Genomic DNA, 21,768 nt, shown 5'->3' on the forward strand with positions numbered 1-21,768 from the left:
GCGATGACCTGGAACACCGAGTTGATGGCGACGAGCACGGCCGCCGCCTCACGGTCGCCGCAGGCGAGGTCGTTCCAGATGACGACCATGGCGATGCAGCGGGCGAGTCCGACGATGATGAGACCGGTGCGGTACTCGGGCAGGTCGGGGAGGAGCGCCCAGGCGAGGACGAACATGAGCGCCGGGCCGACGAGCCAGTTGAGCACCAGAGAGGAGACGAGCAGCTTCTTGTCTCCGGTGACGGCGGCGACCCTGTCGTAGCGGACCTTCGCGAGCACCGGATACATCATCACCAGCAGCCCGAGAGCGATCGGGATCGAGATGCCGCCGACCTCGAGGCCGGCGAGCAGGTCGGAGACGCCGGGGATGAAGCGGCCGATGAGGATGCCGCCGACCATGGCGAGGCCGATCCACAGCGGCAGCCACCGGTCGAGGGTGGACAGGCGGCGCGTGGCCGGCGTGGTGGTGACGGGCGCGGTCGCGGTGCTCACCAGGGGCCTTGAATCGACATGTGTCTATATTGACGGATCTCGATATGCGGCACAACTCTGCGAGAGAGTGTTCACCTGCTCGTCACCTTCGGAGCGAACGGTGTCGGCGACCACTCCCAGGGGAGGCGGAGAGCGGTCCGGCTAAACTGGGAAGCGGAGTGTCGGGAAGCCTGGTCGACGAATGCCCGCTCGTCGACCCGAAAGCTCCCTCATGGACAAGCCTTCCTCGCGTCTCGCCAGAGTCCGCTCCGTCTTCCCCTCCGCCTCGCGCGCTGAGTCGCGCCGCATCGGCGCGATCCTCCGCAAGGAGGCCGTCGGGGGAATCCTCCTCGTCTCGCTCGCGGCGATCGCCCTGTTGTGGGCGAACTCGCCCTGGGCGGAGTCGTACTTCGCGCTGCGGGACTTCGAGATCGGATACGAGCCCTGGCACCTGCGCCTGAGTCTCGGCGCCTGGGCCGCAGACGGGCTGCTCGCCATCTTCTTCTTCCTCGTCGGCCTCGAGCTCAAGCGGGAGTTCGTCGCCGGGGACCTGCGCAAGTTCAGCACGGCCGTCGTCCCGATCGTGGCGGCCGTCGGTGGCGTGATCGTCCCCGCCGTGATCTACCTGGCTGTGGTGGCCGGGTCTGCCGAGGAATCCCACGGGTGGGCGATCCCGACCGCGACCGACATCGCATTCGCCGTGGCCGTGCTCGCCCTCATCGGATCGCACCTCCCGAGCGCACTGCGGATCTTCCTGCTCACCCTGGCCGTCGTCGACGACCTCATCGCCATCGGCATCATCGCGTTGTTCTACACGGAGACGATCGAGGTCCTGCCGCTGGTGCTCGCGTTCATCGCGATCGCGGTGTACGGCGTGATCGCGCAGCGGTACCGGGACTTCTTCCATCTGCGGCCGACCGCCGCGTGGCTGATCCTGCTGCCCATCGGCGTGGTCGCTTGGGCTCTCGTCCATGCCTCGGGCATCCACGCCACGATCGCCGGTGTGCTGCTCGGCTTCATGATCCCCGTGCTCCACAAGAAGGCCGACCGCGGACCGGATGCCGGTCCCGGGCTCGCCGAGGTCTTCGAGCATCGGTTCCGCCCGCTGTCGGCCGGTTTCGCGGTGCCTGTCTTCGCGTTCTTCTCGGCGGGTGTGGCGATCGGCGGCGGGGAGGGATTCGTGTCGGCTTTCGCAGACCCCGTGGTGGTCGGCATCGTCCTCGCCCTGGTGATCGGGAAGCCGCTCGGCATCACCGCGGCGACCTGGATCATCACCAGGATCCGTCGCATCAACCTCGACCCGTCCCTGAGATGGATCGACATCATCGGCGTCGGCCTCCTCGCCGGCATCGGATTCACGGTGTCGCTTCTGGTCGCTGAGCTGAGCTTCGCCGTCACGAGCGAGCACCACGACCATGCCAAGGTCGCCATCCTGACCGCTTCCGTCATCGCGGCCGTCGGAGCGTCCGTGCTCCTCGGGGCCCGCAACCGCCGCTACCGGCGGCTTGCGGGTTCTGACGACGAGGTGAAGGGCAGCTGAGGTGTACGAGAAGGAGCGGGCGAGCGGCTCCTCAGGAAGCGCCGATCAGCCCACGGCGACCGGGCGCGCGCCGATCTGCAGCGTCGCCGGAGCAGCGCAGCAGCTGCCGGCCGAGTCGTCGAATCCGCCGGCTCCGCCGCACACGCCTGTGTCGGGCAGGCTCAGCTCGTTGCGGCCCGCGGCCTCGTGATCGCCCACGAGGTGCGCGGCGACGCTGCGGACCTGCTCGTATCCGGTCAGTGCGAGGAAGGTCGGGGCGCGCCCGTACGACTTCGCGCCGACGATGAAGAACCCGGGTTCGGGCTGGGCGAGCTCCCTCGCCCCTGTCGCGCCCACCGAGCCGCAGGAGTGGATGTTCGGGTCGATCTCGGAGGCGATACCCGCGACCGCTTCGAGTGCGGTGTCGAGGTCGATCCGCAGCTCTCGCAGCATGCCGGTGTCCGGGCGGAAGCCGGTGAGGGCGAACACGTGTCCGACGTCGGTGACCTCCCGGCCGTCTTCCGCGACGATCGTCAGCCCGTCGCCGCCTTGCCGGAACTCGGCGACGCGGAACCCTGTCACCAACTCCACGACCCCCTCGTCGATGACCTTCCGGGCGCGGGAGCCGAGTGCGGCGCGCTCGGGAAGCTCGTCCCCGATCCCGCCACCGAAGACGTTGGCGGCGCTTCCTCGGCGCAGCAGCCAGGTCACGCGCGTTCCCGGAGCGCGTCGTGCGAGCTCGCTCAGGCGCAGCACGGCGTGCGTGGCGGAGTGCCCGGCTCCGACGACGACCACATGTCGGCCCGAGAGCTCTGACACGTCGGCCGGGATGCGGTACGAGATCCGGTCCGACGCTGCGGCCTCGCCGACTGCCGGGAATCCGTCCGCCCCCGCAGGGTTCGGAAGATCCCAGGTGCCGCTCGCGTCGACGACGGCGCGGGCGAGGAGGCGGGCTTCGTGCCCCTCCCCATCGACGGTGTGCACCACGAACGGCTGGCTCTTGCGTCCCCCGTCGACGACCTTGTCCCGCCCCTGCCGGGCGACGCCGGTCACGGTCGTCGCGTAGCGGACCCGCTCGCCCAGAGCATCCGCGAGCGGTGCCAGGTAGTCGCGAACCCACTCCGCGCCGGTCGGATAGCCCTTCGCCGGCGCCGTCCACCCCGTGGGCTCGAGCAGGCGGCGAGCAGCAGCGTCGGTGAGTTCCGGCCAGGCCGAGAACAGGCGCACGTGCCCCCACTCGGAGACGGCGGACGCGGGGCCGCTCCCGCGCTCGACGACGATCACGTTCTCGTCGCGTTCGACGAGGTGCGCGGCTGCGGCGAGACCCTGCGGGCCTGCTCCGATGACGACGACGGGAAGCTCGGACATCACATCTCCTCAGATCGAGAATCTTCAATATGACGACTGTCGTCGATCTATCGAAGTTTGTCAATACGTGGGAGGATGGACTCATGAGCCTGCCGACGACCATCGAAGCGACCGCCTGCTGTGTGCCGCGTGTCACGGCCGCGCCGACCGTCGAAGACGCCGAACGCGTCGCTCGGGTGTTCAAGGCGCTCGGTGATCCCACGCGAGTCCGGCTGCTGTCCCTCATCGCCGCCGGGGATGGCGGCGAGGCGTGCATCTGCGACCTGACCGAGCCCGTCGGCCTCTCGCAGGGCACGGTCTCCCACCACATGAAGCTCCTGGCGGACGCCGGCCTCGTCACCCGCGAGCAGCGCGGCAAGTGGGCGTACTTCTCGCTCAACGCCGAGACGATGGATGCCGCCGCCGACGCGCTGCGGGTGGCGGTGCCCCGGCCGTAGAGCCTGAGCTCTCCGGGGTCTCCGGGGTCTCCGCCTGCCGGCCGGGCTATCGAGCTCGTGCCGCGATCAGCGAGCTGGGGATGTGCCCGGCGGCAAGCACCGCCGCGGCAATCGCGATCCAGGGGTTCTCCAGCCATGCGGCGCCGGCGAGGAACGCGGCGACGGGGAGCAGCGCCATGGGCACCGGCACGCCCCAGACGGGACCGAAGAGCGCCTCAAGGCGACGCCCGGTGACGAGGAATCGCACCCACAACGCCCAGTACGCGAGCACGAGCACGGCGACGAGCGGGAACCACCACCACCCCACAGAGGTGCCCGCCGTGATGGCGGGGACCGTCACGCAGAGCGCCTGCCCCGCGCGTTCCAACAGCGTCACCGGACGAGGGACCACCCCGGTCGGCAATGCAGGGCGGGGCGGGAACCAGATGAGTGACAGGCTCGGAGCGAAGATGGCGAGGCTGAGCGCGAGACCCAGCACCGAGAAGCCCATACCCGCGAGCGTATCGCTCGAGGAATCCGACCCCGCCCGCGCCGAACGGCGTACTCTCCTAGCGGGTGCCGTTCGCGACGCCCGCGCGGTCGATGCGGTGGATGTCGAGATCGGTTCGTCCGGGGAGGATGTCGGCGCGCAACGCTCGCGTGCCCCGATACTCACCGTCGCGCAGGGCGCGGTATGGCCGAGACGGCACTTCGTCGTGGATGCTCGCGAGCCGGGTGGTCAGCCGGTCGCGTTCCGAAGCGACAGCCGCGGCATCGAGCGCGTCGGCGTCGTGGACGACGTGGAGATCGAGTGATTCGATCCCCGTGTACCAGAGCGTGCCGTGCGTGATCGGGAACAGCAGGGCATCGATGTCACCGCTGACGCCCCGGGATCCGATGCTCCGCGCATCCTCGCCCGCCGTCACGATGATGAGCGTGCGCTTGCCCTTCAGGCCGCCCTCGCCGTAGCGGAGCGGCAGCCCCGTCTCCGTGTCGACGCCGCCGTAGGCGAAGCCGTTGGTGAACACCCGATCGAACCAGCCTTTGAGGATCGCCGGTGCGCCGTACCACCAGAGCGGGAACTGGAACACGAGCAGTTCGGCGGCATCCAGCTTCCGCTGTTCGAGGCGCACGTCGTCGGGCACGAGCCCGCTCTCCTGGACCTCCCCCATCAGATCGACGATGTTCCCCTCGCGCCCGCCGACGTCGCGCTGCGCCAGCAACGGGTCGAACCCCTGAGCGTACAGATCCGAGGTCTGCACGTCGTAGCGCGGCGTGAGTGCCTCGACTCCTGCCTCGAACAGTTGCCGGTTCAGGGAGCCCGACTGCGGGTGCGCGTAGACCCAGTGGGTGGTGGGCCGTAGGTCGGCGGTCATGTCTCTCCTCGGATCGTGGATGGTGCCGATGGCACGGGGTAGGATTGGTACCTACCAACCGTAACTTACTCATCGTAAGTATGGGTCGCGAGGGGTGAGATGACGAAGGCGAAAGAGGGTGCGCGACCGCGACTGTCGAAGGCCGACCGTCGCGCGCAGCTGCTGAGTGTCGCACGGGAGATGATCCGTGCCGAGGGCGCAGACGCGCTCACCCTCGGCGCGCTCGCGGACCGGGCGGGCATCACGAAGCCCGTCGTCTACGAGCACTTCGGTGACCGATCGGGGCTCTTCGCCGCGTTGTACCGACAGTTCGACGAGCGCCAGGATGCGTCGCTCGAGACCGCGCTGGCGAACGCTCGACCCGACATCGAAGGAGTCGTGGACGTCATCGCCACGAGCTATGTCGCCTGCGCCCGTGCCGAAGGCGTGGAGATGGCGGGAGTGGTCGCCGCCCTCCACGGCACGCCCGTGCTCGCGCGGATACGGCAGGAGTCGGTGGGGGCGTACGTCGAGCGCTGCCGCGCCGCCCTCGCCCGCGTGGTCGGTGCCGAGAGGATCGATCCGATCACCCTGGAGGCGGCGTTCGCCTCCGCAGACGTGCTTGCGGGCGCGGTGCTCGCCTCGCGCATCGACGAGGCTGACGCGCACGAGACGCTCGTGCGGATCCTCCTCGCCTCGATCAGGTAGTGAGTCGAGGGGCGTTCCGATCGCAACGCCACCTCGAGATCCGGTGCCGGATTCCGGCCGGAACGCACGACGGACGTGTCACTCGCCGAATGCCTTTCGGGAGAGGTAGCGGGATTCGGGTTCGTTCGTCGTCATGTCGGCCGCAGCGAGGAAGTCCTCTCTCGCCGCAGTCGGGTCCCCCTCCGCTTCGCGGAGATGTGCGCGGATCGCGTGGGCACGGTGTCGGGTCAAGGGATGTTGGAGCAGTCCGTGCTCGCGATCCAGTTCCTCGAGCAGGGCGGTGGCGCGCGCGGGCCCGAAAGCGTGCGCCACGGCGACGACTCGTGCGAGCCGGACGGGTCCGCTGGGTTCGACCTGCTCGAGCGCCAGGTAAAGAGCCGCGATCTGTGCCCAGTCGGTCTGCTCGGCGACGGGAGCGGAGGCATGGACGGCGGCGATCGCGGCCTGCAGCCGGTAGGTTCCCACGTTCCCCTGGGACCACGCGGCACGGATGAGGTCGGATCCCTCTCGGATGGACTCCAGATCCCATCGAGCGCGGTCCTGGTCACGCAAGGGGATGAGGTCGCCATTCGAGGTGGAGCGCGTCGCGCGTCGCGAATCGATCAGCAGCATGAGCGCGAGAAGTCCGGTCGATTCCGGGTCATCAGGAACGAGGGCGTGGAGGAGTCGCGCGAGTCTGATCGCCTCGCCGGTCAGGTCGGTCCGGGTGAGCTCGGTTCCGGTGGTCACCGTGTATCCCTCGTTGAATATCAGGTACAGAACCCGCATCACCGCGGACAGGCGGCCGGAGAGATCGTCATCGGCCGCGAACTCGAAGCGGGCGCCGCTCTTGCGGATCTGCTGCTTCGCGCGGCTGATCCGCACGGCCATCGTCTGCTCGGTCACTCCATAGGCATGCGCGATCTCCGCGGTGGTCAACCCGCCCACAGCGCGCAGCGTCAAGGCGATGCGGGAGGCGGACGACAGGGCGGGGTGACAGCACAGCAACAGCAGGTTCAGGCTGTCGTCGTGGTCGGCCGGGGCGGCGTGCGAGAAGGACGCGTGCGGTTCGGAGGCCACGTACTGCTCTTCGCGGCGGCGGTCGGCCGATTCGGCGCGCAGCGCGTCGACCATGCGGCGGTAGGCGACGCGGATCAGCCAGGACCGGGGCTGATCGGGGATGGCGTCTCGGCGCCACTGCTGGCTTGCGGCGAGCAGTGCGTCCTGCGTGGCTTCCTCGGCGATGTCGAAGTGACCGAAGCGGCGAACCAGCGCCCCGAGGACCTGCGGCGCTTCCATGCGCAGCAGGTCCTCGATCGCGTCAGGTCGAGCCGTCACGCGAAGTCGTCACCCATGATGGGACGGATCTCCATCGGTTCGCCGAGCATCTCGACCATCCGTGCGACGATGTCCTTCGCGCGCTCCACGCTGGACACCTCGATGACTGCGAACGACGCAAGGACCTCCTTCAGCTCGACGAACGGACCGTCGGTCATCACGATCGTTCCGTCGACCTTGCGCACGGTCGTCGACACGGCGGGGTGTCCGAGCCCTTCGGTGCTGACGAACTCCCCGGTCGCGCGCAGTTCCGCTTCGAACTCCTGATACGCAGCGAATGCAGCGAGCGCATCCTCGGTGGGGGCATCCGCGGTGGCGGCGTCCCAACTGCTGCTCGGCGTGTAGCCGAGAATGAGGAACTTCACGGTCTCATCTCCTTGAGTCGGCGAGTGTCCAGGCTAGCGAGACACACGCGGTGACTTCAGCAGGGAGATGGCCGTCGCGGTGCACCATCCGAAGGCGAAGAGCCCCGTGATCGCCACCTGGATGCTGGCGATGTCGGGAGCGACGGGAGCGAGGAGCGCGATCGCGACGATGCCGCTCCCGATCGCTGCGACCGCACGCCGCTCGCGGACGGCGCGGATGAGCGCGATGACGGCCGCCACGGCCAGGGCAGTGAAAGCGACGATCGCCGCCGCCATGTGGATGACAGCGTGCCAGGTGGGTTCGGCCGCGGGGCCGTCGGCCACGCCGAGCGGAAAACCGTTCGCGGGGTCCTGCGGGAAGAGGCCGGCGGCGATGAAGCCTGCCCCGCTGATGGTGATGAGGACCGGAATGGCGGCGCGGCCGAGCCCGTCGGTCACGACCCGCCGGTGACCGACCGCCAGGCAGATCAGGCCCAGTCCGACCAGGACGAAGGTGAGGATCTGGATCCAGCCGAGGTCTCCCGTGGAGAGTTGGCTGAGGGGGTGGATGCGGATGTCGAATCCGGGGCGCGTGAGCATCTGCACGAGTGCGGACAGATAGAACAGCGGTCCCGCGAATGCGCCCGCGAGCAGCAAGGGGCGGGTCGAACGAGGGAGTGCGCTGATCTCCCTGTGCGCGAGGCGTGGTGCTGAGTTCGTGGTCACTGTGAGCTCCTCTTCTGGGTCGAGTGTTTCTGCACTGATACCTCGGAGCCGCGCGACGAATCTTGACATCGTGCGGTCGCGACGTGTGAGGGGGCGCCCGGCGGATCGCTTCCGACGGATTCGCGCGCAGATGTCAATCCGCAGCGTTCGGCTCCGAGGTATCTGCAAGAGCGGCCCGCCGGGCTGCACGAGAAAGGACACCTCATGAACGAGAACACGCTGGAGAACGTCACCGCCGAGCAGATCGACGGCTACGGCCTCGGTGAGCAGCCCACGCCCAGCAGCGCCGTCACGGCGCTCGACAGGCTCGTCGGGGAATGGACGGTGACGGGTGGCGCCGAGGGAGTCGTGCGGTACGAGTGGATGGGCGGACGGTTCTTCCTGCTCCAGCACGTCGAGCTGGAGCAGTTCGGTCAGGCCATCACCGGCATCGAGGTCATCGGTCAGCTCCGCCCGTTCGGCGAGCCCGCCGGCACGGATGTCGCTTCCCGGTTCTACGACTCGATGGGCAACACTCTCGACTACGTCTACGAGCTGGAGGGAGACACGCTCACAATCTGGGCCGGAGCCAAGGGAAGCCCGGCCTCCTTCACCGGCACCTTCAGTGACGACGATCGTGTACTCGACGGCGCCTGGGTCTACCCGGGTGACGGCGGATACGCGTCCACGATGACTCGCCGCTGACACCACCCACTTCTCGAAGAGAGCGGAATCATCATGCCGAAGAAGAACTCTTCTCCCGATCCCTCCCTGCACCAGGTCGTGTCCGCGGATGGCACGGAGATCTCGTATGAGCGCCACGGAGACGGGCCGGTCGTCATCCTCGTCGCGCAGGCGCTGTCCGACCTCCGCGACAACCGTCGCCTCGCGGCCCTGCTCGCCGCGAGCCACACGGTCGTGAACTATGACCGTCGAGGACGCGGCGACAGCGGGGACGTCGGCTCCTGGCACATCGCTCGCGAGGTCGCGGATATCGAGGCGCTCATCGATGCGCACGGAGGCAGGGCTGCTCTCTTCGGAGCGTCATCCGGCGCGATCCTCGCGGTGGACGCCGCGGCGGCTCTTCCCGAGAAGGTCGCGGGCGTCATCGCCTTCGAGCCCCCGGTGATCGTGGACGATCGACGCGCACCCGTCCCCCGTGACCTCGCCGACCACCTTCAGCAGCTGGTCGACGAGGGGCGGGGGGCGGACGCGGTTCGCGAGTTCCACCGTGTCGCCCTCGGTGCACCCTCCTTCATGATCCACGCCATGCGACTCATGATCGGCCCGTGGCGGACCATGGTCGCGATGGCCCAGACGGCCGTCTATGACACGCGCCTCTGCGCAGGGTTGCAGGACGGAACGCCTCTCACCGGCGACCGGTGGAGCGGGCTCCGGGCGCCCTCTGTCGTGCTCCTCGGAAGCAAGAGTGCGCCGTTCATGGACAGCGGGACGCGAGAGCTGTCGACGCTGATCGGAGCCCGACACGCGACGATCGAGGGCGCACATCACGCGACGCCGATGATGAAACCGGTCGCGCTGATGCCTTCGATCGTGCCCTTTCTCGGCGAGCTCCTCCCGTGATCTCGACGGCCGCGGAATCCCGCCATCCGTGATTCCGACGAACTCGGTCGCAGCGAGGCGGACCGGGTCTTCCGAGCCCTGGGTGACGCCACTCGGCGCGACATCCTCGCCCGCACGCTCGTCGAGGGGCAGTCCGTGACCGAGCTCGCGCGTCACTATGACATGGGTTTCGCGGCCGTGCAGAAGCACGTCGCGGTGCTCGAGCGTGCGGGACTCATCGTCAAGTGCGCGCGCGGGCGGGAGCGGCTCGTGCGCGCAGATCCGGAGATGATCCGGCGGGCGTCTCGGCTGCTTCGCGCTTTCGACGACAGGTAAGAGTGCGCCAAGCCGCACCTCTGATGCGCCGCAGAGTCATTCCCGGGCTGACGGCGAACGCGGCGATGTTCGCAACCATGATCAGGCGGACGTTCGTCCGGATCTGTGCAGTAGATCGCGTCGAAACGGGAGGCTGAGAGGGGCGCGCGGGCGGCTAAGCGACCGGGTCGCTCGGTGCTTCGTCGTCCGCCATCACGTAGGCACCGGACTCGAGTCGGGCGATGAGGCCCGCCGTCCAGGCGATGGCGCTGTCCGCCGAGTGCGCCCAGAACTGGATCGCCTCGACGTGGTGGCCCCAGTCTTCGTCCGGGTGGTTCTCGTATTCGCGGACCACCCGCGCGCGCCGCGCCCGGAATGTCTCGATGCGGAGCCGGAGCAGTTCGACGGCTCGGTCGCGAGTGAGGGTGGTGATGAATCCGATTCCTGCCATCGTCTCGGCGATGTCGCGGCCGTCCGAGGAGAGTGCGCGTTCGAGCAGGGTGACGAACTCCGCGCGCCCCGCGCTCGTCACCGTGTACTCCACGCGCGCGGGGCCAACGGTGCCGTGGCCGGAGTCGGTTCTGTCGATCAGCCCATCGTCCGCCAGGCGACGTAGCGCGTGATACACGGATCCCTGGCCGATGTTGCCCCAGAGGTCGACCTGCCAGGATTCCAGGTCTTTGCGTACCTGGTAGCCGTGCGCGCTTCCGCGTTCGATGATCGCGCCAAGGATCAGCAGTCGCGTCGCTGACACGGCATCCTTCCTTCCGTCGTTCCTGTCGTTGACGTCACTCTACCGTGCTAGTACAGTTGTACTAGCTGAGGTCATGCTCAGTGTTCAAGTCGTTCGAGGCGAGGGATGTGTACATGCACGTCGTGGTTGCAGGCGCGTCCGGCAGAACCGGACGATTCGTCGTCGAGCAGGCCCTTGCCGCCGGTCATCGAGTGACCGCGATCGTGCGCGACTCCGGCCCCTACGACCGGCCGCCGGGCGTCGTCGTGCAGCGGGCTGAGGTGGTGACCGATGCGGAGCTGACGTTGCCGGCCGACGCCGACGCCGTGATCTCGACGCTGGGCAAGCGTTCGAATCAGGATCCCGCGCCCGTGTGCGCGGCAGGCACGGCGAACCTGGTCGACGCCATGCGGCGCCACGGCGTGCGACGCCTGGTCGTCACCTCGGCGGTGCCGGTGCTCACTTCGGGTGCGGGCGAGCCATGGTGGTTCCGCCACGTGGTGCGCCCGCTCGTCCGCCGCAGTGCACCTCGCATCTACGACGACCTCGAGGCGATGGAGCAGATCGTCCGCGGCGGCGGACCTTCCGTCGACTGGACGATCGTGCGGCCCGGTTATCTGATCGACACGGAGGCGACCGACTATCAGCTCGTCCCTGAGGCGAACGGGTCCACGAGCGTGTGCCGCGCCGATCTGGCCAGTGCTCTGGTGGCTGCCGCGACCGATCCATCAGCGATCGGCCGGTCGTACGGACTCAGGCGAGGTCGGAGCCCGCAGCGCATGACAGCGCGGGTAGCGACATGAGCCGCGACGCCCGGCCGCGCCGCGTCAGCTGGCTCCGGGTCGGGTTTCTCGCCGACGGCGTCTTCAAGCTGCTCGTCGCGTCGATATACGTCGTGTTGCTCCAGGTGATGACCGATTTCCTGGATGCGCCGCCCTGGCTGCTCGTCGCTACGGCGGCGCTCGTGGCCACCAGCGGTATCGCCGAGATCACGTTCGCGCTCCGGAGCGGCGCCGGTTCGCACACCCGCTACCTCGTCGCCTACGACAGCGGATGGGTCATCGTCACCTTCATCGCGGCGCTTCTGGCGTTCAACGATGTCCTCGGTGCGGGCACGTTCTGGCTCGCCTACCAGTTGCTCGCCTCGCCGCTCGTCGCTGCGGTGTTCGCCTTCGGTGCCCGGCGCGCCCAGACTGACTGATCGTCACCTGCGCCACTCGCGGCGGACATGTGTCCTCGCACACCATCTCGACAAGAAGAGGACAAGAAGAACCGATGTCAGAATCGCGATGAAATCGGACTAAGTCCGATGTAAAGCGCGAAGCCCACTCCCTCACCGAACCGCCTCACGAAGGGGCTGATTCGATCATACGGATGGGGTCGGACATCTCGCCTCAGGGAGCTCTGAATCCCCATGGCGCGCATCTCGGCGACCCAGCGCTCCCCGATCGGCCGAGCAGGACAGCTCTAGCGTCGAACTTCGTAACCCTGTTCGTTAAGGAGGTTGATTGCGATCTCGAGCAGCGTCCCAATGAACTCGATGAGGTCTGCGATCAACTCCTCGTCTGGTTCGTACAGAGTCCCGCCCATCTGAGGTGTAGATGGGGGCGTCTCGATCGCGTGGCGCAGAGTGGTGATGAACTGCCCGTGCGCGTGGGCCGAAGTTATCGCCCAATAGTTGAAGGTCCGCAACGTGGGGCCTGGAACGCGACTCGCAATCTTCCTTGTGATCGAGGAGGGATCGATCAATGGCGCACTGAGAACGTCCTCTGGATCGGACCCGAGGTTGGTCGCGGTGGTCCTAAGGAAACGCCCCAGCGCGGCTATTCCTTGTTCCGTTCTGTCATCTGGTGTTTGAGCTTTGCGCAGAGCGTTCGTCAGCTTCAGCCCGTGCCTGTACTCGATGCGGACGATCTCGAGCGCCCTGCGGACTCGAGTAGAGGAATCGGTGCCGTCCAGGATCCAGATGAGCTCCACGAGCCCCTCCAACACAGGACGGAACAAGGTGTAGTCAGCCTGCATATGAAGGAGCAACACGTTCTCCTCGGGGCTAGCCGCAAGCTCCGCCCAGGCGGATACGTGGTCCGCAGCGGTGAGGACGAGCCCGGAGACTATGGCATGAGGGATGACGATGTTTCCTGCGAGGGCTTGATCTTCCTCCGCCATTGACCCCTTTCGAACCGTGGGCACTCCACTCTTGATCGCCGCCGCGAAGTCCCGGAATCCTTCGACAGCACCGCCGAGAGTCTGCAATGTGGAACGCTTTGGCATAGCACTGAGCGTACGGGTGGATCGAGCGTCATCTGATAATCCGAGAATCGCGGACTGCCGTCCTGGGGCGGTTCTACTTCTTAACGCGGTAGCCGAGCCTTTTCACGGCTTTCGCGAGGTACACGTTCGCACTGGATGAGTCCAGTCGGGTGTGCACCAACGGCAGCGGCGGGAACGAGCCCTCGGCGGACGAGAACAGCGTCACCATCGGGCCGAAGTCGATCGATGACACATGGTAGAGCCCGTCGATGCTCGACCCAAGCTGGTCATGGATCGCATTCGCCCAGTTCCGCGTGTATCGCTTAGGCCCCATCTGGATCGAAGAGGTCGTCCCGTTGATCACGGGCCAGTTGCTGGTGAGATCCAGTAGCCGAAGCTCACGCGTCGGCCGCCAAGCCGCGAGGGTGTTTCCACGAACGCGCCGATTGATTAGTCGGCCCTTCTGAAACACCTCGCCGAGAGCTGTTGTAGATCCGGCAGCTGCGTACATCACGCCATAATCGGCATGGTGCTGATGCGGCTCGGGATGCGGGTCAAAGCGCATGGTTCTGATCGGCCCGAAGTGCCGTAGCTCATCCCACGCCTGTGGGTGAGCACCTCTTGTAGCGAAGACCCGCCAGAGGATCCCATCGAATGATCTCAGGTGCTCACTCGCGTCGAGTGTGAGCGGCGCCGGGGGTGTTGCGGGGACTTTCGCGTTCGACGGGCTCACGTGATGTCGGCGTCTTCGAGGATGTCCACTACGGGTGCAGGATCCTTCGCGGCAGCCAGCCACTCGATCGGCGTCATCCATTCCTGGGGGTCGACAGACTCATCGCTCGACCGCAAGTCGTCTTGAGGTGTTGTCATGAAGCCTTCGACGTCGGCCGGATCCCAGTCGGACGGGATCGCTCGGACGAGCAGCGGGAGGTGGGGGATCGTCGAGACCCTATCGCCGGGAATGAACTGCCATCGAGGGTAGAGGCGGATCCTTCCGGCCCGGAAGCCGTACAAGGTGTTCTTGCTCTGGCGGTGACGCACACTGGAGGCATCGATGCCGAGGAGCGCTGCGACCTCGGATGCGGTGTAGGTGTTGGTTAGGGCGCGCACGTGAGTCTCGCGCTCGAGCTTGGCGAGCCCACCGCTGGTGACGAATGCGGCTGCCTCGGCGAGCTCCTCCGGAGTGAAATCGCCGGACTCGATCAGGAAGTTGGCTTCCTGCTCTGTGAGGCCCAGCTCGGTCGATTGACGGTCGGCCATGGCATCGGCGAGCTCGTCGATGAGTGCGTTGAACACGGATACGTCGACGTTTGACGTCTTCGCCACCTGCGCAAGGCGCTCGACACCGGCTTGTACGTCGGTCTTTGCGGGGGCCTTGGTCGCCACGACGAGCTTCGGGTTTCCGTTGAGGAATCGACCTGTCACTGTGCCGCGGTTCACAGTCGCCTCGCGAGCGGAGGCGGCACGAGTGCGACTTTTCTTCACGGCCATCTTGCCTCCTCGTGTCGTCATCTGGTTAGCACGTACACGCAATATCTTACGCGCGCTTTTGCGTGTATGCACCCCCGCGAGGTGACGAGGTGAGAGCGGTCAAGAGCTCCCTGGCCCGGGAGCAGCGGCGTTGAAGGAGACCTGTCGTCCGCGCGTTCGAGGCGGCACCCCAACTCTTCGCCACCTTCCTCCCCGGCGCAACGCTTTCAACGCTCAGTAATCAGTGCGGATGTCGTTGGCTTACGCTTGAATGCTTGCGTGGGAAAGAGCAAGAAAACTCGGAGAAGCAAGCGGTCTCGATCTCAACTGCGGGCGGTGAGCGCCGCGCGACGGGAGCCCGACGCACTCGAACTGGCCTTTTCAGCGTACGATCCGGACGAGCTCTGGACGCTGATTTTCGCCGCCGCCACGTCCCCCGGCAACAGGCATCGGTCGGTGACATTGGGGAGCAGCTTCGCGGCTGCGCTACGAGCCTCCGCCGCTCCGGCGCCAGACGAATACCAGCCGCTGCCTGCGATCCAAGCACTGTCCGATCTAGCGGCTACCACCTATGGGATCGGCCCGGCGCGTGAAGATTTCATCCCCACCGACCCGACCCAAACTGTCTTCCTCGCGGTCGGCTCTGAGCCGCTGCGCGCGGTGCCCGGCCTCACCGAACGGCCGGTCGCCGACCTCACGCGTGCGCTCAGAATGGCGGAAGCGGTAGACGGTCGGCTTCACAGACGATTTCAATTCGGCATCGCAAACGTGGTGAACGTGGCGATGAAGTACGGCGACTTCTGCGCCCGCCACCTTGCAGACGCATGGGTACCAGCCCCGGATCTCGCGCTCAACGACGAGGTCTCCCTACCGGACGCGGAGTACGAAGCGACGCGGGCCTTCCTCAACCTGAACCCGCTCGACCACATCGAACTCGGTGAAGCTGATGAAAGGGCGTTGGAATGGATGACGAACTCCGCAAGTCGGGCCACGTTCGACGCGGAGAGTCTCTCCAGCCCGTTCGGGAGGTACCTTCGCTTTGCTCACTCGGCGGGTGCACACCGATGGGTGCCGCCACTTTTCATCCCAGAGATCATGGCCCATGCCGTACGAGAACTGGTGTCTGCGCTCGACCGGGACGGGCAAGCACGACGGGCCCTCCGGAGTTCTTGCCTGAACCAGATCCGCCGGTCCCTATGGCGCTTCTCCAACAGCTTGATCGAAGCTCCTCCCCGCAGTGAAGGCGTCGAGTCCCCGCTTCGCGGGATTGACGTTCAGTGGCTGGTGCCGGTGAACCCATCCACATTCATCGCCGTCTCAGTCATCTACGTCCCCGACCTGGGAGCCGCGCCGCCGCCATACATCGGCTCAGTGGAGCTGGCGAAACAGGTGAGGTCGCAATCAGGCCCTGTGCCGGTGCGGATGGCGGGCGGGCGACAAGGAACCATCAGGCCGGGCGCGGAGGTCATCCCGCTGACGGTGTTCGCTGCACCCGGCCACATCGCTGTGCCCCAGGCGGTCGGCGAAGCAAAGCTCGCGCTCGAAGACCTGACCTGGATCGCGGAAACGGCTACGTCCGACGATGATCTCTACGCATTCGCGCGGGATCTGAGCGCTCCCGATTTCCCTGAGAGTTTCGGGTGGGAGGCGATCAACTACTGGGAGCCATGGACAGCGAATGGCAAGTCGTTTTTCAAGGGTGGCGTGGTACCCAATGCCGTCTACTTTGAAGCGCACGCGGGCGAGGCCGAGTGGGATCGAGCGGTAGAGCTATCCGATCTCGAAGTGGCGCTCCTCAGGGTTGGGCTTCCCCCGATTCGAGACCTCCGAGCGGCAGAAGTCGCTCCGGGGCCCGTCGCAAACGTCGCGATGATTGCAGGTGACCCCACGTACGACGCCACCCGCGGTGTCAACATCGCGCCGAGTGTTGACGGGTGGTCCCTCGCTCTCACCGAACCTCCCGTTGCCGTGGCACGAGCGAGCCTGGAGGAAGCATCTGCCGACCGCCGACGGTTCTTCTTCGACTTCTGCGGCGGGCTAATCTACGGCTTCGCTGCGCTTGGTGATCGATGGCGTTTCGCGCACCAGGAGATCGATGTGCCCGGATACGTCCTTTACCTCCACGCATCGGAAACGGTCTCGGGTGAACCGTCCGGCGTGGTCACGCCGTATCTCGACCCGCACGCGCGTGCCGTCGATGAACCAGTCAACTTTTTGTGGCGCATCGATGTCGAGGGATTCGCAGATTCGGCGAATGGAGATCCGCACGCGGCGAATCTCCTAACAGCGGATGCAGTGTTCGATCTGCTCCGCGCGGGAGGCATGGATATCGAAACCGCAGCGGCGCTCCGCGACCAGTGGCGCACAGCGAGACCCTTTCTCATCTTGGAGATGAAGCAGGCCCGGACCACTCTCAATCACCTGCCTGATCCGTGGCGTTTACGACCCTCTGATGAGAGCCGCATGGTTGCGGCTTTGGGACGACGACTCCACGATGCCGGCGTTCAACCGGGAGAGTACCGGGCGGACGACGCGAATCGGCTCATCCGCGAGCATCTTGCGCCCCTTGCTCTCGAGACCCTGACTGAAGGAATCAAGAGACACGATGTGAGCGAGGTGGTGTTGACGGGGATGGAGCAGCTGGCGAGGGTGATGGACAGCGGTATTCATCAGCAAGACGATCTATCCCGAGTCGCGGCGAATCTCGCGACCGAATGGGATCCGCTCACCCGCACGGCCGAGCTCTCGGCGGAGACACTTCAGCTTCGTCAGTGTAACGAGATCGTGGTGGAGGCTGCCTTGCGCATCCTGGACAATCCGGCGGCGGTGAAGCCGATCACTCCTCAGGCGTGGAGCGGTCTTCTTGCCGCCGCAGATGCGTACCTCACCGCGACCACGCTGAGTGAGCGGATGTATCACCAAGTCGTGCCTGCAGTCATCAACCTCGGCCCGATGTACGAGCTGGCCGTTGACGACGATTCGCATCCCGACGCATCGGCGTGGGGCCTGCGAAACGACGAACTGACCCGTGCAGCTGCGAGCGTTCGGTTGCACGGCACTCAAGACGACGACTCGCTGCAGCAGGCGAACGAAGAAGACGACGTCGAAGATGCGTTCCAGCAGGCATGGGGAGCGACGTCGCAGGACATGCTCGCCGCACTCGCCACCCTCGCAAAGTGGGAAACGTTCGAGCCAGGCAGGACGACCGCGCACGTCACCGTGGCCGAGGCAACAGCATGGGTCTGTGACGCGCTGGGCCCGGACGCGGATGAGTCGCAGAGAACGCGTGTCGAAGTCGCTGTCGGGATGCTTACGAGCACGGCCGTCCAGATGCAAGCCGTGGAGTGGAAACCCTGGCAAACGCGCACACGGCGTCACCGGCTCCTCGTGCAACCGCTGGTGCAAGACTCGGACGGACGACTCATTATCAGCCCGCAGTACTTACTGACGTCCTTCCAGGTCTACTACCGCCACCTCCTCCAAGGAGTTCTTCCCTGGGCGGGAGACGTTCCCCAGCCTGTCAGCAACGCGCTTGCGGATCGCCGTGCGCGCCGCAATATTCGGTTCGAAAGATTCCTTCAAGACCGGCTAGAGGAACTCGGCTACACCACGGTCGCCCGCGTGAAACCCAACGACCACGCGCGACTCGGCGTGCCGATTCTCACGACCGAAGTTGACCTCGTGTGCGGACGCCCTGGCGATAGCACCATCTGGTTAATCGAGGCGAAGGATCCTGCGTCGGTGCACGGATTCGCTGAGACGGCACGCCAACTGCGCACCTTCTTCCGGGACCAGGTAGGAGACCGCGGGACCAAGCCCTGCTACGCCACGCAGCTAGCCCGCAAGGAGAGCGAACTAGCGCCCCACGTCGCGAGCATTGCGACGCGCCTCGGACTCGGGGACCCGCCTGAAGGCGAGCAGTTTCGCCTGAACACGCTCTTCGTAACCCGAAATCTCACTCCGGCAAACTACGTCGACGAGCGGTATCGGGTTGAGACGGCGACGGAGTTTCTCGCAGCTCGAGGCCAAACGCCGTAGGTGACATGCGAGAGCGGCGGCGCGCATCGCGGGCCCCCGCCTTCGCCAGCTCGATCACAAACGGCCTGATGGCCTCAACTCACCGAACTTGGACCGATTCACGCCGATGCGGCGATCCTCGCACGTGCACTAGCTCGGGCCCCCAGCCCGGCGGCGGAGGTCCTACTCCTTGTGGAGCAGCCAGACACCTGGTGCTGTCTGGCGAGGACGTTCCCTCGGAGTCTCGGTCGACATGCTGATCGCTCTCGACCGAAACGCAGCTCGTCCCGCCCTCGCAGTTGCCGCGAAGAGCTTGTCTCACAGCATCCCGGCAAGCGCGGCCGTCAGCATAGAGCTCCTCCGTTTGCACGCCGCATCGAAGCTTCGCGGCGACATATTTGCGAAGTAGTCACGTCCCAGTCCGCACGTTTCGATCACCGGCACGTCTGAGGGGCTCGCAAGGTTCGGCAACTAGAATCCTGGCATGACCGCTCAGCCCGCACCGAAGCCTCATGTCGGAGCTGCGCTCAATCGTGGTGCTGCCGAAGAGCTGGCGCGGACGTTGAGGGCGGTCGCTGATCCGACGCGGTTGCAGATCTTGAGCATCATTCTGGGATCGGCTGACGAGCGGGCGACCGTGGGCCAACTAGCGGAGGCGTTGGGGTTGCGTCAGCCGACAGTGACCCATCACGTCCGCATTCTGTTGGACGACGGGTTCCTGGCACGCGAACAGGACGGCAAGCTCGGCTGGCTCTCCGTGCACCCGACGCGCCGTAGCGCCGTCGAGGACTTCCTCCGATGAATGAGGGGTCGCCGCACCGAGTGGGGAGCCCCCTCGGGGAGCAGGCTGCCCGGGAACGGGCCGGTCAAGTGTCAGTCCTCGGCAACCCCGATACGCTCCGCGTTCTCAGTGCCCTTGCCTCCGGGATCAAAGCCCCGGAGATCGCGGCTGTCCTGAACGCCGATCTATCGGTCGTCGAGCAGGCAATCCACTCGCTGGAGCTCGTTGATCTCATCCGTAGCGACGGCGATGTCTGGGTGCCGACAGCCGATGCCTGGGTCCGTTTTGGGAGATTGCTGTCGAGTGAGTCGATTGAGCCGACAACACCCGAGGCTTCCGTCACGGCTCTCCCGCGAGCTGTGTCCACCATCGTTGACGACCTCTCGTACCGATTCAGCTCGACGTTCAGCCGCGAGACAGTGGCGGGTTATGTCGCCCAGAGTTACCTCCTCCTGAGCCAGCGGACGCGAGTGCGCGAGCACCTGTTGACCATGACCGCCCGGTACGCCGCCGACCGCCTGGATGCGCTCGCAACCAGTCAGGGCCTGGTTCTGCGTGATACTCCTGAGGTCCTGTTTGTGTGCGTGCAGAATGCGGGGAGGTCGCAGATGGCTGGAGCCCTACTCCGCCATCTGTCTGGCGGCCGGGTGCACGTGCGCACGGCTGGATCCTCACCGGCGGAGGGCGCGCACCCTCGTGTTGCCGCGGCACTGGAGGAAGTGGGCGTGGAGCTCTGGGGCGAGTTCCCGAAACCGCTGACCGACGAAGTGGTGCGTGCCGCCGACTACGTCATCACGATGGGGTGTGGGGATGCGTGCCCCGTCTTCCCTGGGCGCCGTTACATGGAGTGGGATCTACCAGATCCGTTGGAACTCGATGAAGACGGTCTCCGTGGCGTTAGAGACGACATTCGCGCCCGGGTGCTTCAGCTCCTGGTCGAGCTCAAAGTGGAGCCTCAGGACGCGAGTCGGTAGCCGGCCACTCGCACCGTCTCGATAAGGGCTTGTGCGGGGGCGAAAGTCGCCAGCCGGGCGCGCAGCTTCGTCATGGCGACGCGAACAGAAGCGTGCGGATCCTCGAGGTCGGAGCCGAACGCAAGCGCGAGTGTATCGATGCTCACACTCTCGGGATACGCGCGCACGATCTGATGCAGGAGTTCGAATTCGCGCGGGGGAAGCAACAGTGCATGCTTCTGCCAGCGGAGGCTGCGGTGCGTGATGTCGAGGGTCAGCTCCCCGAATCGGAGGGTGCGGTCAAGCGGGCCTGTCCGTGGGTGGAGGCGCGCCAATTCACGCAATCGGTCGGGGGTGATGGGGAGGCGGATGGTGCCACGCATTCCTGCTCGCATCGCAGCTTCGATCATCGACGTCTCCGTGTCTTCGCTCACCCCGAAGAAGATCGGTCCTCCGCACACCGGTTCGGCGATCTGCACGATGGCCGCGAGCCGGTCGACCGACTCCCCGCCGGCGAGGACGAGCGACGCCTCGTAATCGTGGGCCAAGTCTGCCAGCGCATCGACGATCTCAGCGTGCACCGTTATCGGGACGCCTGCATGTCTGAACTCGGCGAAGCTCCCACGAAGGATCTCCGAACTGCGCCCGTGCAGAACGAACCGCGGGTCACCACCAGACAGGGAGGTCATCCGAATCGTCCGCTGATGTAGTCCTCCGTGCGCTGGTCCTGCGGCTGCTCGAAGATGTTCTTGGTGAGGTCGTATTCCACCAGGACTCCTGTGCGGTCTCCGGTGGTCTCGTCGGCCAGGGCGGTGAAGAATGCCGTGCGGTCGGCGACTCGTGCAGCCTGCTGCATGTTGTGGGTGACGATGATGATTGTGTAGTCCTGGCGCAGCTCGTGCATGAGGTCTTCGATCCGCGAGGTGGCGATGGGATCGAGGGCCGAGCACGGCTCATCCATCAGGATCACGTCGGGCTGCACCGCGATGGTGCGCGCGATGCATAGGCGCTGCTGCTGGCCGCCGGAGAGTCCGAACGCGGACTGCTTTAGCTTGTCTTTCACCTCGCCCCAGAGTGCTGAGCGTGTGAGTGCCTCCTCGACGAGGTCGTCCATGTTGTCGACCTTCATCCCTGTGACGCGAGGGCCGTAGGCGATGTTGTCGTAGATCGACTTCGGGAACGGGTTCGGCTTTTGGAAGACCATCCCGACGCGTCGTCGGACCTCGATGGGGTCGACGCCCTTCGCGTAGATGTCTTCCTCTTGGAAGATGACGTTTCCTTCGACGCGGGCACCGTCGACGAGGTCGTTCATGCGGTTCAGGGAGCGCAGGAGCGTGGATTTGCCGCATCCGGAGGGGCCGATGAGCGCGGTGATCTCGTTGCGTCCGAACTCGAGGTTGACGCCTGTGACGGCCCGGAAGTCGCCGTAGTACACGTTGACGTCTTCGCAGCGGATGAGTCCGCTGGGGGTTTCGGCAACCCGC

Annotated in this window: 24 protein-coding genes; 11 read left to right on the plus strand and 13 right to left on the minus strand. The window is 66.1% G+C overall.

The genetic code is table 11. The features are described 5' to 3' along the window. Positions 1-491 (minus strand): arsenic transporter (locus GZ67_RS0107730; RefSeq protein WP_029273847.1); only part of this gene is annotated, 491 nt, incomplete at its 3' end. 211 nt (positions 492-702) lie between these two features. Here GZ67_RS0107730 and nhaA point away from each other — a divergent pair. Next, positions 703-2,010: a Na+/H+ antiporter NhaA gene (gene nhaA, locus GZ67_RS0107735; protein ID WP_051662424.1), complete on the plus strand. Its 1,308-nt coding sequence runs from the start codon at positions 703-705 to the stop codon at positions 2,008-2,010. 45 nt (positions 2,011-2,055) lie between these two features. Here nhaA and GZ67_RS0107740 read toward each other — a convergent pair whose 3' ends face one another. Further along, positions 2,056-3,357, minus strand: coding sequence for an NAD(P)-binding domain-containing protein (locus GZ67_RS0107740; RefSeq protein WP_036304298.1), 1,302 nt, complete (start codon positions 3,355-3,357; stop codon positions 2,056-2,058). 83 nt (positions 3,358-3,440) lie between these two features. On the opposite strand from GZ67_RS0107740, the gene GZ67_RS0107745 reads away from it, so the two are divergent. Further along, positions 3,441-3,794, plus strand: a complete 354-nt coding sequence (locus tag GZ67_RS0107745) for an ArsR/SmtB family transcription factor (RefSeq protein ID WP_081859932.1) — start codon at positions 3,441-3,443, stop codon at positions 3,792-3,794. Positions 3,795-3,840: 46 nt separating this feature from the next. On the opposite strand, the gene GZ67_RS0107750 is transcribed toward GZ67_RS0107745, so the two are convergent. Further along, the gene (locus GZ67_RS0107750; protein WP_029264049.1) at positions 3,841-4,284 is read right to left on the minus strand and encodes a hypothetical protein; all 444 of its coding nucleotides are present in this window, start codon (positions 4,282-4,284) and stop codon (positions 3,841-3,843) included. Between the two features lie 58 nt (positions 4,285-4,342). Beyond that, positions 4,343-5,149: an NAD(P)H-dependent oxidoreductase gene (locus tag GZ67_RS0107755; protein WP_029264050.1), complete on the minus strand. Its 807-nt coding sequence runs from the start codon at positions 5,147-5,149 to the stop codon at positions 4,343-4,345. A 99-nt stretch (positions 5,150-5,248) separates the two neighbouring features. On the opposite strand from GZ67_RS0107755, the gene GZ67_RS0107760 reads away from it, so the two are divergent. Continuing rightward, entirely contained in the window at positions 5,249-5,836 is a 588-nt protein-coding gene (locus GZ67_RS0107760; RefSeq protein ID WP_029264051.1) for a TetR/AcrR family transcriptional regulator, read from the plus strand. Between the two features lie 78 nt (positions 5,837-5,914). Here GZ67_RS0107760 and GZ67_RS0107765 read toward each other — a convergent pair whose 3' ends face one another. Genes GZ67_RS0107765 through GZ67_RS0107775 form a run of 3 tightly spaced genes read right to left on the minus strand, consistent with a single transcriptional unit; the run spans position 5,915 to position 8,223 of the window. Further along, complete coding sequence (locus tag GZ67_RS0107765; protein ID WP_029264052.1) at positions 5,915-7,153, minus strand: RNA polymerase sigma factor; 1,239 nt, start codon at positions 7,151-7,153, stop codon at positions 5,915-5,917. Further along, on the minus strand, positions 7,150-7,518 hold the full coding sequence (locus tag GZ67_RS0107770; protein ID WP_029264053.1) for a YciI family protein: 369 nt from the start codon (positions 7,516-7,518) through the stop codon (positions 7,150-7,152). The genes GZ67_RS0107765 and GZ67_RS0107770 overlap by 4 nt, the downstream gene beginning before the upstream one ends. 33 nt (positions 7,519-7,551) lie before the next feature. Continuing rightward, complete coding sequence (locus GZ67_RS0107775; protein WP_051662425.1) at positions 7,552-8,223, minus strand: DUF998 domain-containing protein; 672 nt, start codon at positions 8,221-8,223, stop codon at positions 7,552-7,554. 204 nt (positions 8,224-8,427) lie between these two features. Here GZ67_RS0107775 and GZ67_RS0107780 point away from each other — a divergent pair, with 204 nt between their 5' ends. Genes GZ67_RS0107780 through GZ67_RS0107790 form a run of 3 tightly spaced genes read left to right on the plus strand, consistent with a single transcriptional unit; the run spans position 8,428 to position 10,101 of the window. Continuing rightward, positions 8,428-8,907 carry a hypothetical protein gene (locus GZ67_RS0107780; RefSeq protein ID WP_029264055.1) on the plus strand — a complete coding sequence of 160 codons (480 nt, stop codon included), beginning with the start codon at positions 8,428-8,430 and terminating at the stop codon, positions 8,905-8,907. Positions 8,908-8,940: 33 nt separating this feature from the next. Continuing rightward, complete coding sequence (locus GZ67_RS0107785; RefSeq protein ID WP_029264056.1) at positions 8,941-9,786, plus strand: alpha/beta fold hydrolase; 846 nt, start codon at positions 8,941-8,943, stop codon at positions 9,784-9,786. 24 nt (positions 9,787-9,810) lie between these two features. Further along, on the plus strand, positions 9,811-10,101 hold the full coding sequence (locus tag GZ67_RS0107790) for an ArsR/SmtB family transcription factor (RefSeq protein WP_051662426.1): 291 nt from the start codon (positions 9,811-9,813) through the stop codon (positions 10,099-10,101). A 154-nt stretch (positions 10,102-10,255) separates the two neighbouring features. On the opposite strand, the gene GZ67_RS0107795 is transcribed toward GZ67_RS0107790, so the two are convergent. Continuing rightward, positions 10,256-10,834, minus strand: coding sequence for a PadR family transcriptional regulator (locus GZ67_RS0107795; protein ID WP_029264058.1), 579 nt, complete (start codon positions 10,832-10,834; stop codon positions 10,256-10,258). A gap of 113 nt (positions 10,835-10,947) precedes the next feature. Here GZ67_RS0107795 and GZ67_RS0107800 point away from each other — a divergent pair, with 113 nt between their 5' ends. Continuing rightward, complete coding sequence (locus tag GZ67_RS0107800) at positions 10,948-11,616, plus strand: NAD(P)-dependent oxidoreductase (protein ID WP_136025665.1); 669 nt, start codon at positions 10,948-10,950, stop codon at positions 11,614-11,616. Beyond that, complete coding sequence (locus GZ67_RS20115) at positions 11,613-12,014, plus strand: hypothetical protein (RefSeq protein ID WP_051662428.1); 402 nt, start codon at positions 11,613-11,615, stop codon at positions 12,012-12,014. Before GZ67_RS0107800 ends, GZ67_RS20115 begins: the two co-directional genes overlap by 4 nt. Positions 12,015-12,280: 266 nt before the next feature. Here GZ67_RS20115 and GZ67_RS0107810 read toward each other — a convergent pair whose 3' ends face one another. From GZ67_RS0107810 to GZ67_RS20125, 3 genes are all read right to left on the minus strand, one after another. Next, the gene (locus GZ67_RS0107810; RefSeq protein WP_136025663.1) at positions 12,281-13,084 is read right to left on the minus strand and encodes a hypothetical protein; all 804 of its coding nucleotides are present in this window, start codon (positions 13,082-13,084) and stop codon (positions 12,281-12,283) included. 73 nt (positions 13,085-13,157) lie between these two features. Then, entirely contained in the window at positions 13,158-13,877 is a 720-nt protein-coding gene (locus tag GZ67_RS20370) for an RES domain-containing protein (protein WP_081859934.1), read from the minus strand. Then, complete coding sequence (locus GZ67_RS20125; protein WP_051662429.1) at positions 13,793-14,554, minus strand: hypothetical protein; 762 nt, start codon at positions 14,552-14,554, stop codon at positions 13,793-13,795. The genes GZ67_RS20370 and GZ67_RS20125 overlap by 85 nt, the downstream gene beginning before the upstream one ends. A 258-nt stretch (positions 14,555-14,812) precedes the next feature. Between GZ67_RS20125 and GZ67_RS0107825 the strand changes: the two genes are divergently transcribed. From GZ67_RS0107825 to GZ67_RS19720, 3 genes are all read left to right on the plus strand, one after another. Beyond that, positions 14,813-18,571, plus strand: coding sequence for a hypothetical protein (locus GZ67_RS0107825; protein WP_136025661.1), 3,759 nt, complete (start codon positions 14,813-14,815; stop codon positions 18,569-18,571). 463 nt (positions 18,572-19,034) lie between these two features. Further along, on the plus strand, positions 19,035-19,352 hold the full coding sequence (locus GZ67_RS0107830) for an ArsR/SmtB family transcription factor (protein WP_029264065.1): 318 nt from the start codon (positions 19,035-19,037) through the stop codon (positions 19,350-19,352). A gap of 68 nt (positions 19,353-19,420) precedes the next feature. Next, a complete protein-coding gene (locus GZ67_RS19720) occupies positions 19,421-20,305 on the plus strand; it encodes an arsenate-mycothiol transferase ArsC (protein WP_231481736.1) in 885 nt (294 codons plus the stop codon). On the opposite strand, the gene GZ67_RS0107840 is transcribed toward GZ67_RS19720, so the two are convergent. Continuing rightward, on the minus strand, positions 20,287-20,973 hold the full coding sequence (locus tag GZ67_RS0107840) for a winged helix-turn-helix domain-containing protein (protein ID WP_029264067.1): 687 nt from the start codon (positions 20,971-20,973) through the stop codon (positions 20,287-20,289). The two genes, GZ67_RS19720 and GZ67_RS0107840, sit on opposite strands and share 19 nt — an antisense overlap. Continuing rightward, on the minus strand, positions 20,970-21,740 hold the full coding sequence (gene pstB, locus GZ67_RS0107845) for a phosphate ABC transporter ATP-binding protein PstB (protein ID WP_081859936.1): 771 nt from the start codon (positions 21,738-21,740) through the stop codon (positions 20,970-20,972). Before pstB ends, GZ67_RS0107840 begins: the two co-directional genes overlap by 4 nt. Between the last annotated feature and the right edge of the window lie 28 nt (positions 21,741-21,768).

It is taken from the genome of Microbacterium sp. Cr-K20, from assembly GCF_000708325.1.
In the GTDB taxonomy this organism is placed as follows: domain Bacteria; phylum Actinomycetota; class Actinomycetes; order Actinomycetales; family Microbacteriaceae; genus Microbacterium.

Coding starts and splice junctions, on each gene's coding strand:
- GZ67_RS20125 (WP_051662429.1), bottom strand. CDS start 14,554: ATGGCCGTGAAGAAAAGTCGCACTCGTGCCGCCTCCGCTCGCGAGGCG.
- GZ67_RS0107800 (WP_136025665.1), top strand. CDS start 10,948: ATGCACGTCGTGGTTGCAGGCGCGTCCGGCAGAACCGGACGATTCGTC.
- GZ67_RS0107740 (WP_036304298.1), bottom strand. CDS start 3,357: ATGTCCGAGCTTCCCGTCGTCGTCATCGGAGCAGGCCCGCAGGGTCTC.
- GZ67_RS0107830 (WP_029264065.1), top strand. CDS start 19,035: ATGACCGCTCAGCCCGCACCGAAGCCTCATGTCGGAGCTGCGCTCAAT.
- GZ67_RS0107745 (WP_081859932.1), top strand. CDS start 3,441: ATGAGCCTGCCGACGACCATCGAAGCGACCGCCTGCTGTGTGCCGCGT.
- GZ67_RS20115 (WP_051662428.1), top strand. CDS start 11,613: ATGAGCCGCGACGCCCGGCCGCGCCGCGTCAGCTGGCTCCGGGTCGGG.
- nhaA (WP_051662424.1), top strand. CDS start 703: ATGGACAAGCCTTCCTCGCGTCTCGCCAGAGTCCGCTCCGTCTTCCCC.
- GZ67_RS0107840 (WP_029264067.1), bottom strand. CDS start 20,973: ATGACCTCCCTGTCTGGTGGTGACCCGCGGTTCGTTCTGCACGGGCGC.
- GZ67_RS20370 (WP_081859934.1), bottom strand. CDS start 13,877: ATGGATGACGCCGATCGAGTGGCTGGCTGCCGCGAAGGATCCTGCACC.
- GZ67_RS0107760 (WP_029264051.1), top strand. CDS start 5,249: ATGACGAAGGCGAAAGAGGGTGCGCGACCGCGACTGTCGAAGGCCGAC.
- GZ67_RS0107810 (WP_136025663.1), bottom strand. CDS start 13,084: ATGCCAAAGCGTTCCACATTGCAGACTCTCGGCGGTGCTGTCGAAGGA.
- GZ67_RS0107780 (WP_029264055.1), top strand. CDS start 8,428: ATGAACGAGAACACGCTGGAGAACGTCACCGCCGAGCAGATCGACGGC.
- GZ67_RS0107755 (WP_029264050.1), bottom strand. CDS start 5,149: ATGACCGCCGACCTACGGCCCACCACCCACTGGGTCTACGCGCACCCG.
- GZ67_RS0107750 (WP_029264049.1), bottom strand. CDS start 4,284: ATGGGCTTCTCGGTGCTGGGTCTCGCGCTCAGCCTCGCCATCTTCGCT.
- GZ67_RS0107785 (WP_029264056.1), top strand. CDS start 8,941: ATGCCGAAGAAGAACTCTTCTCCCGATCCCTCCCTGCACCAGGTCGTG.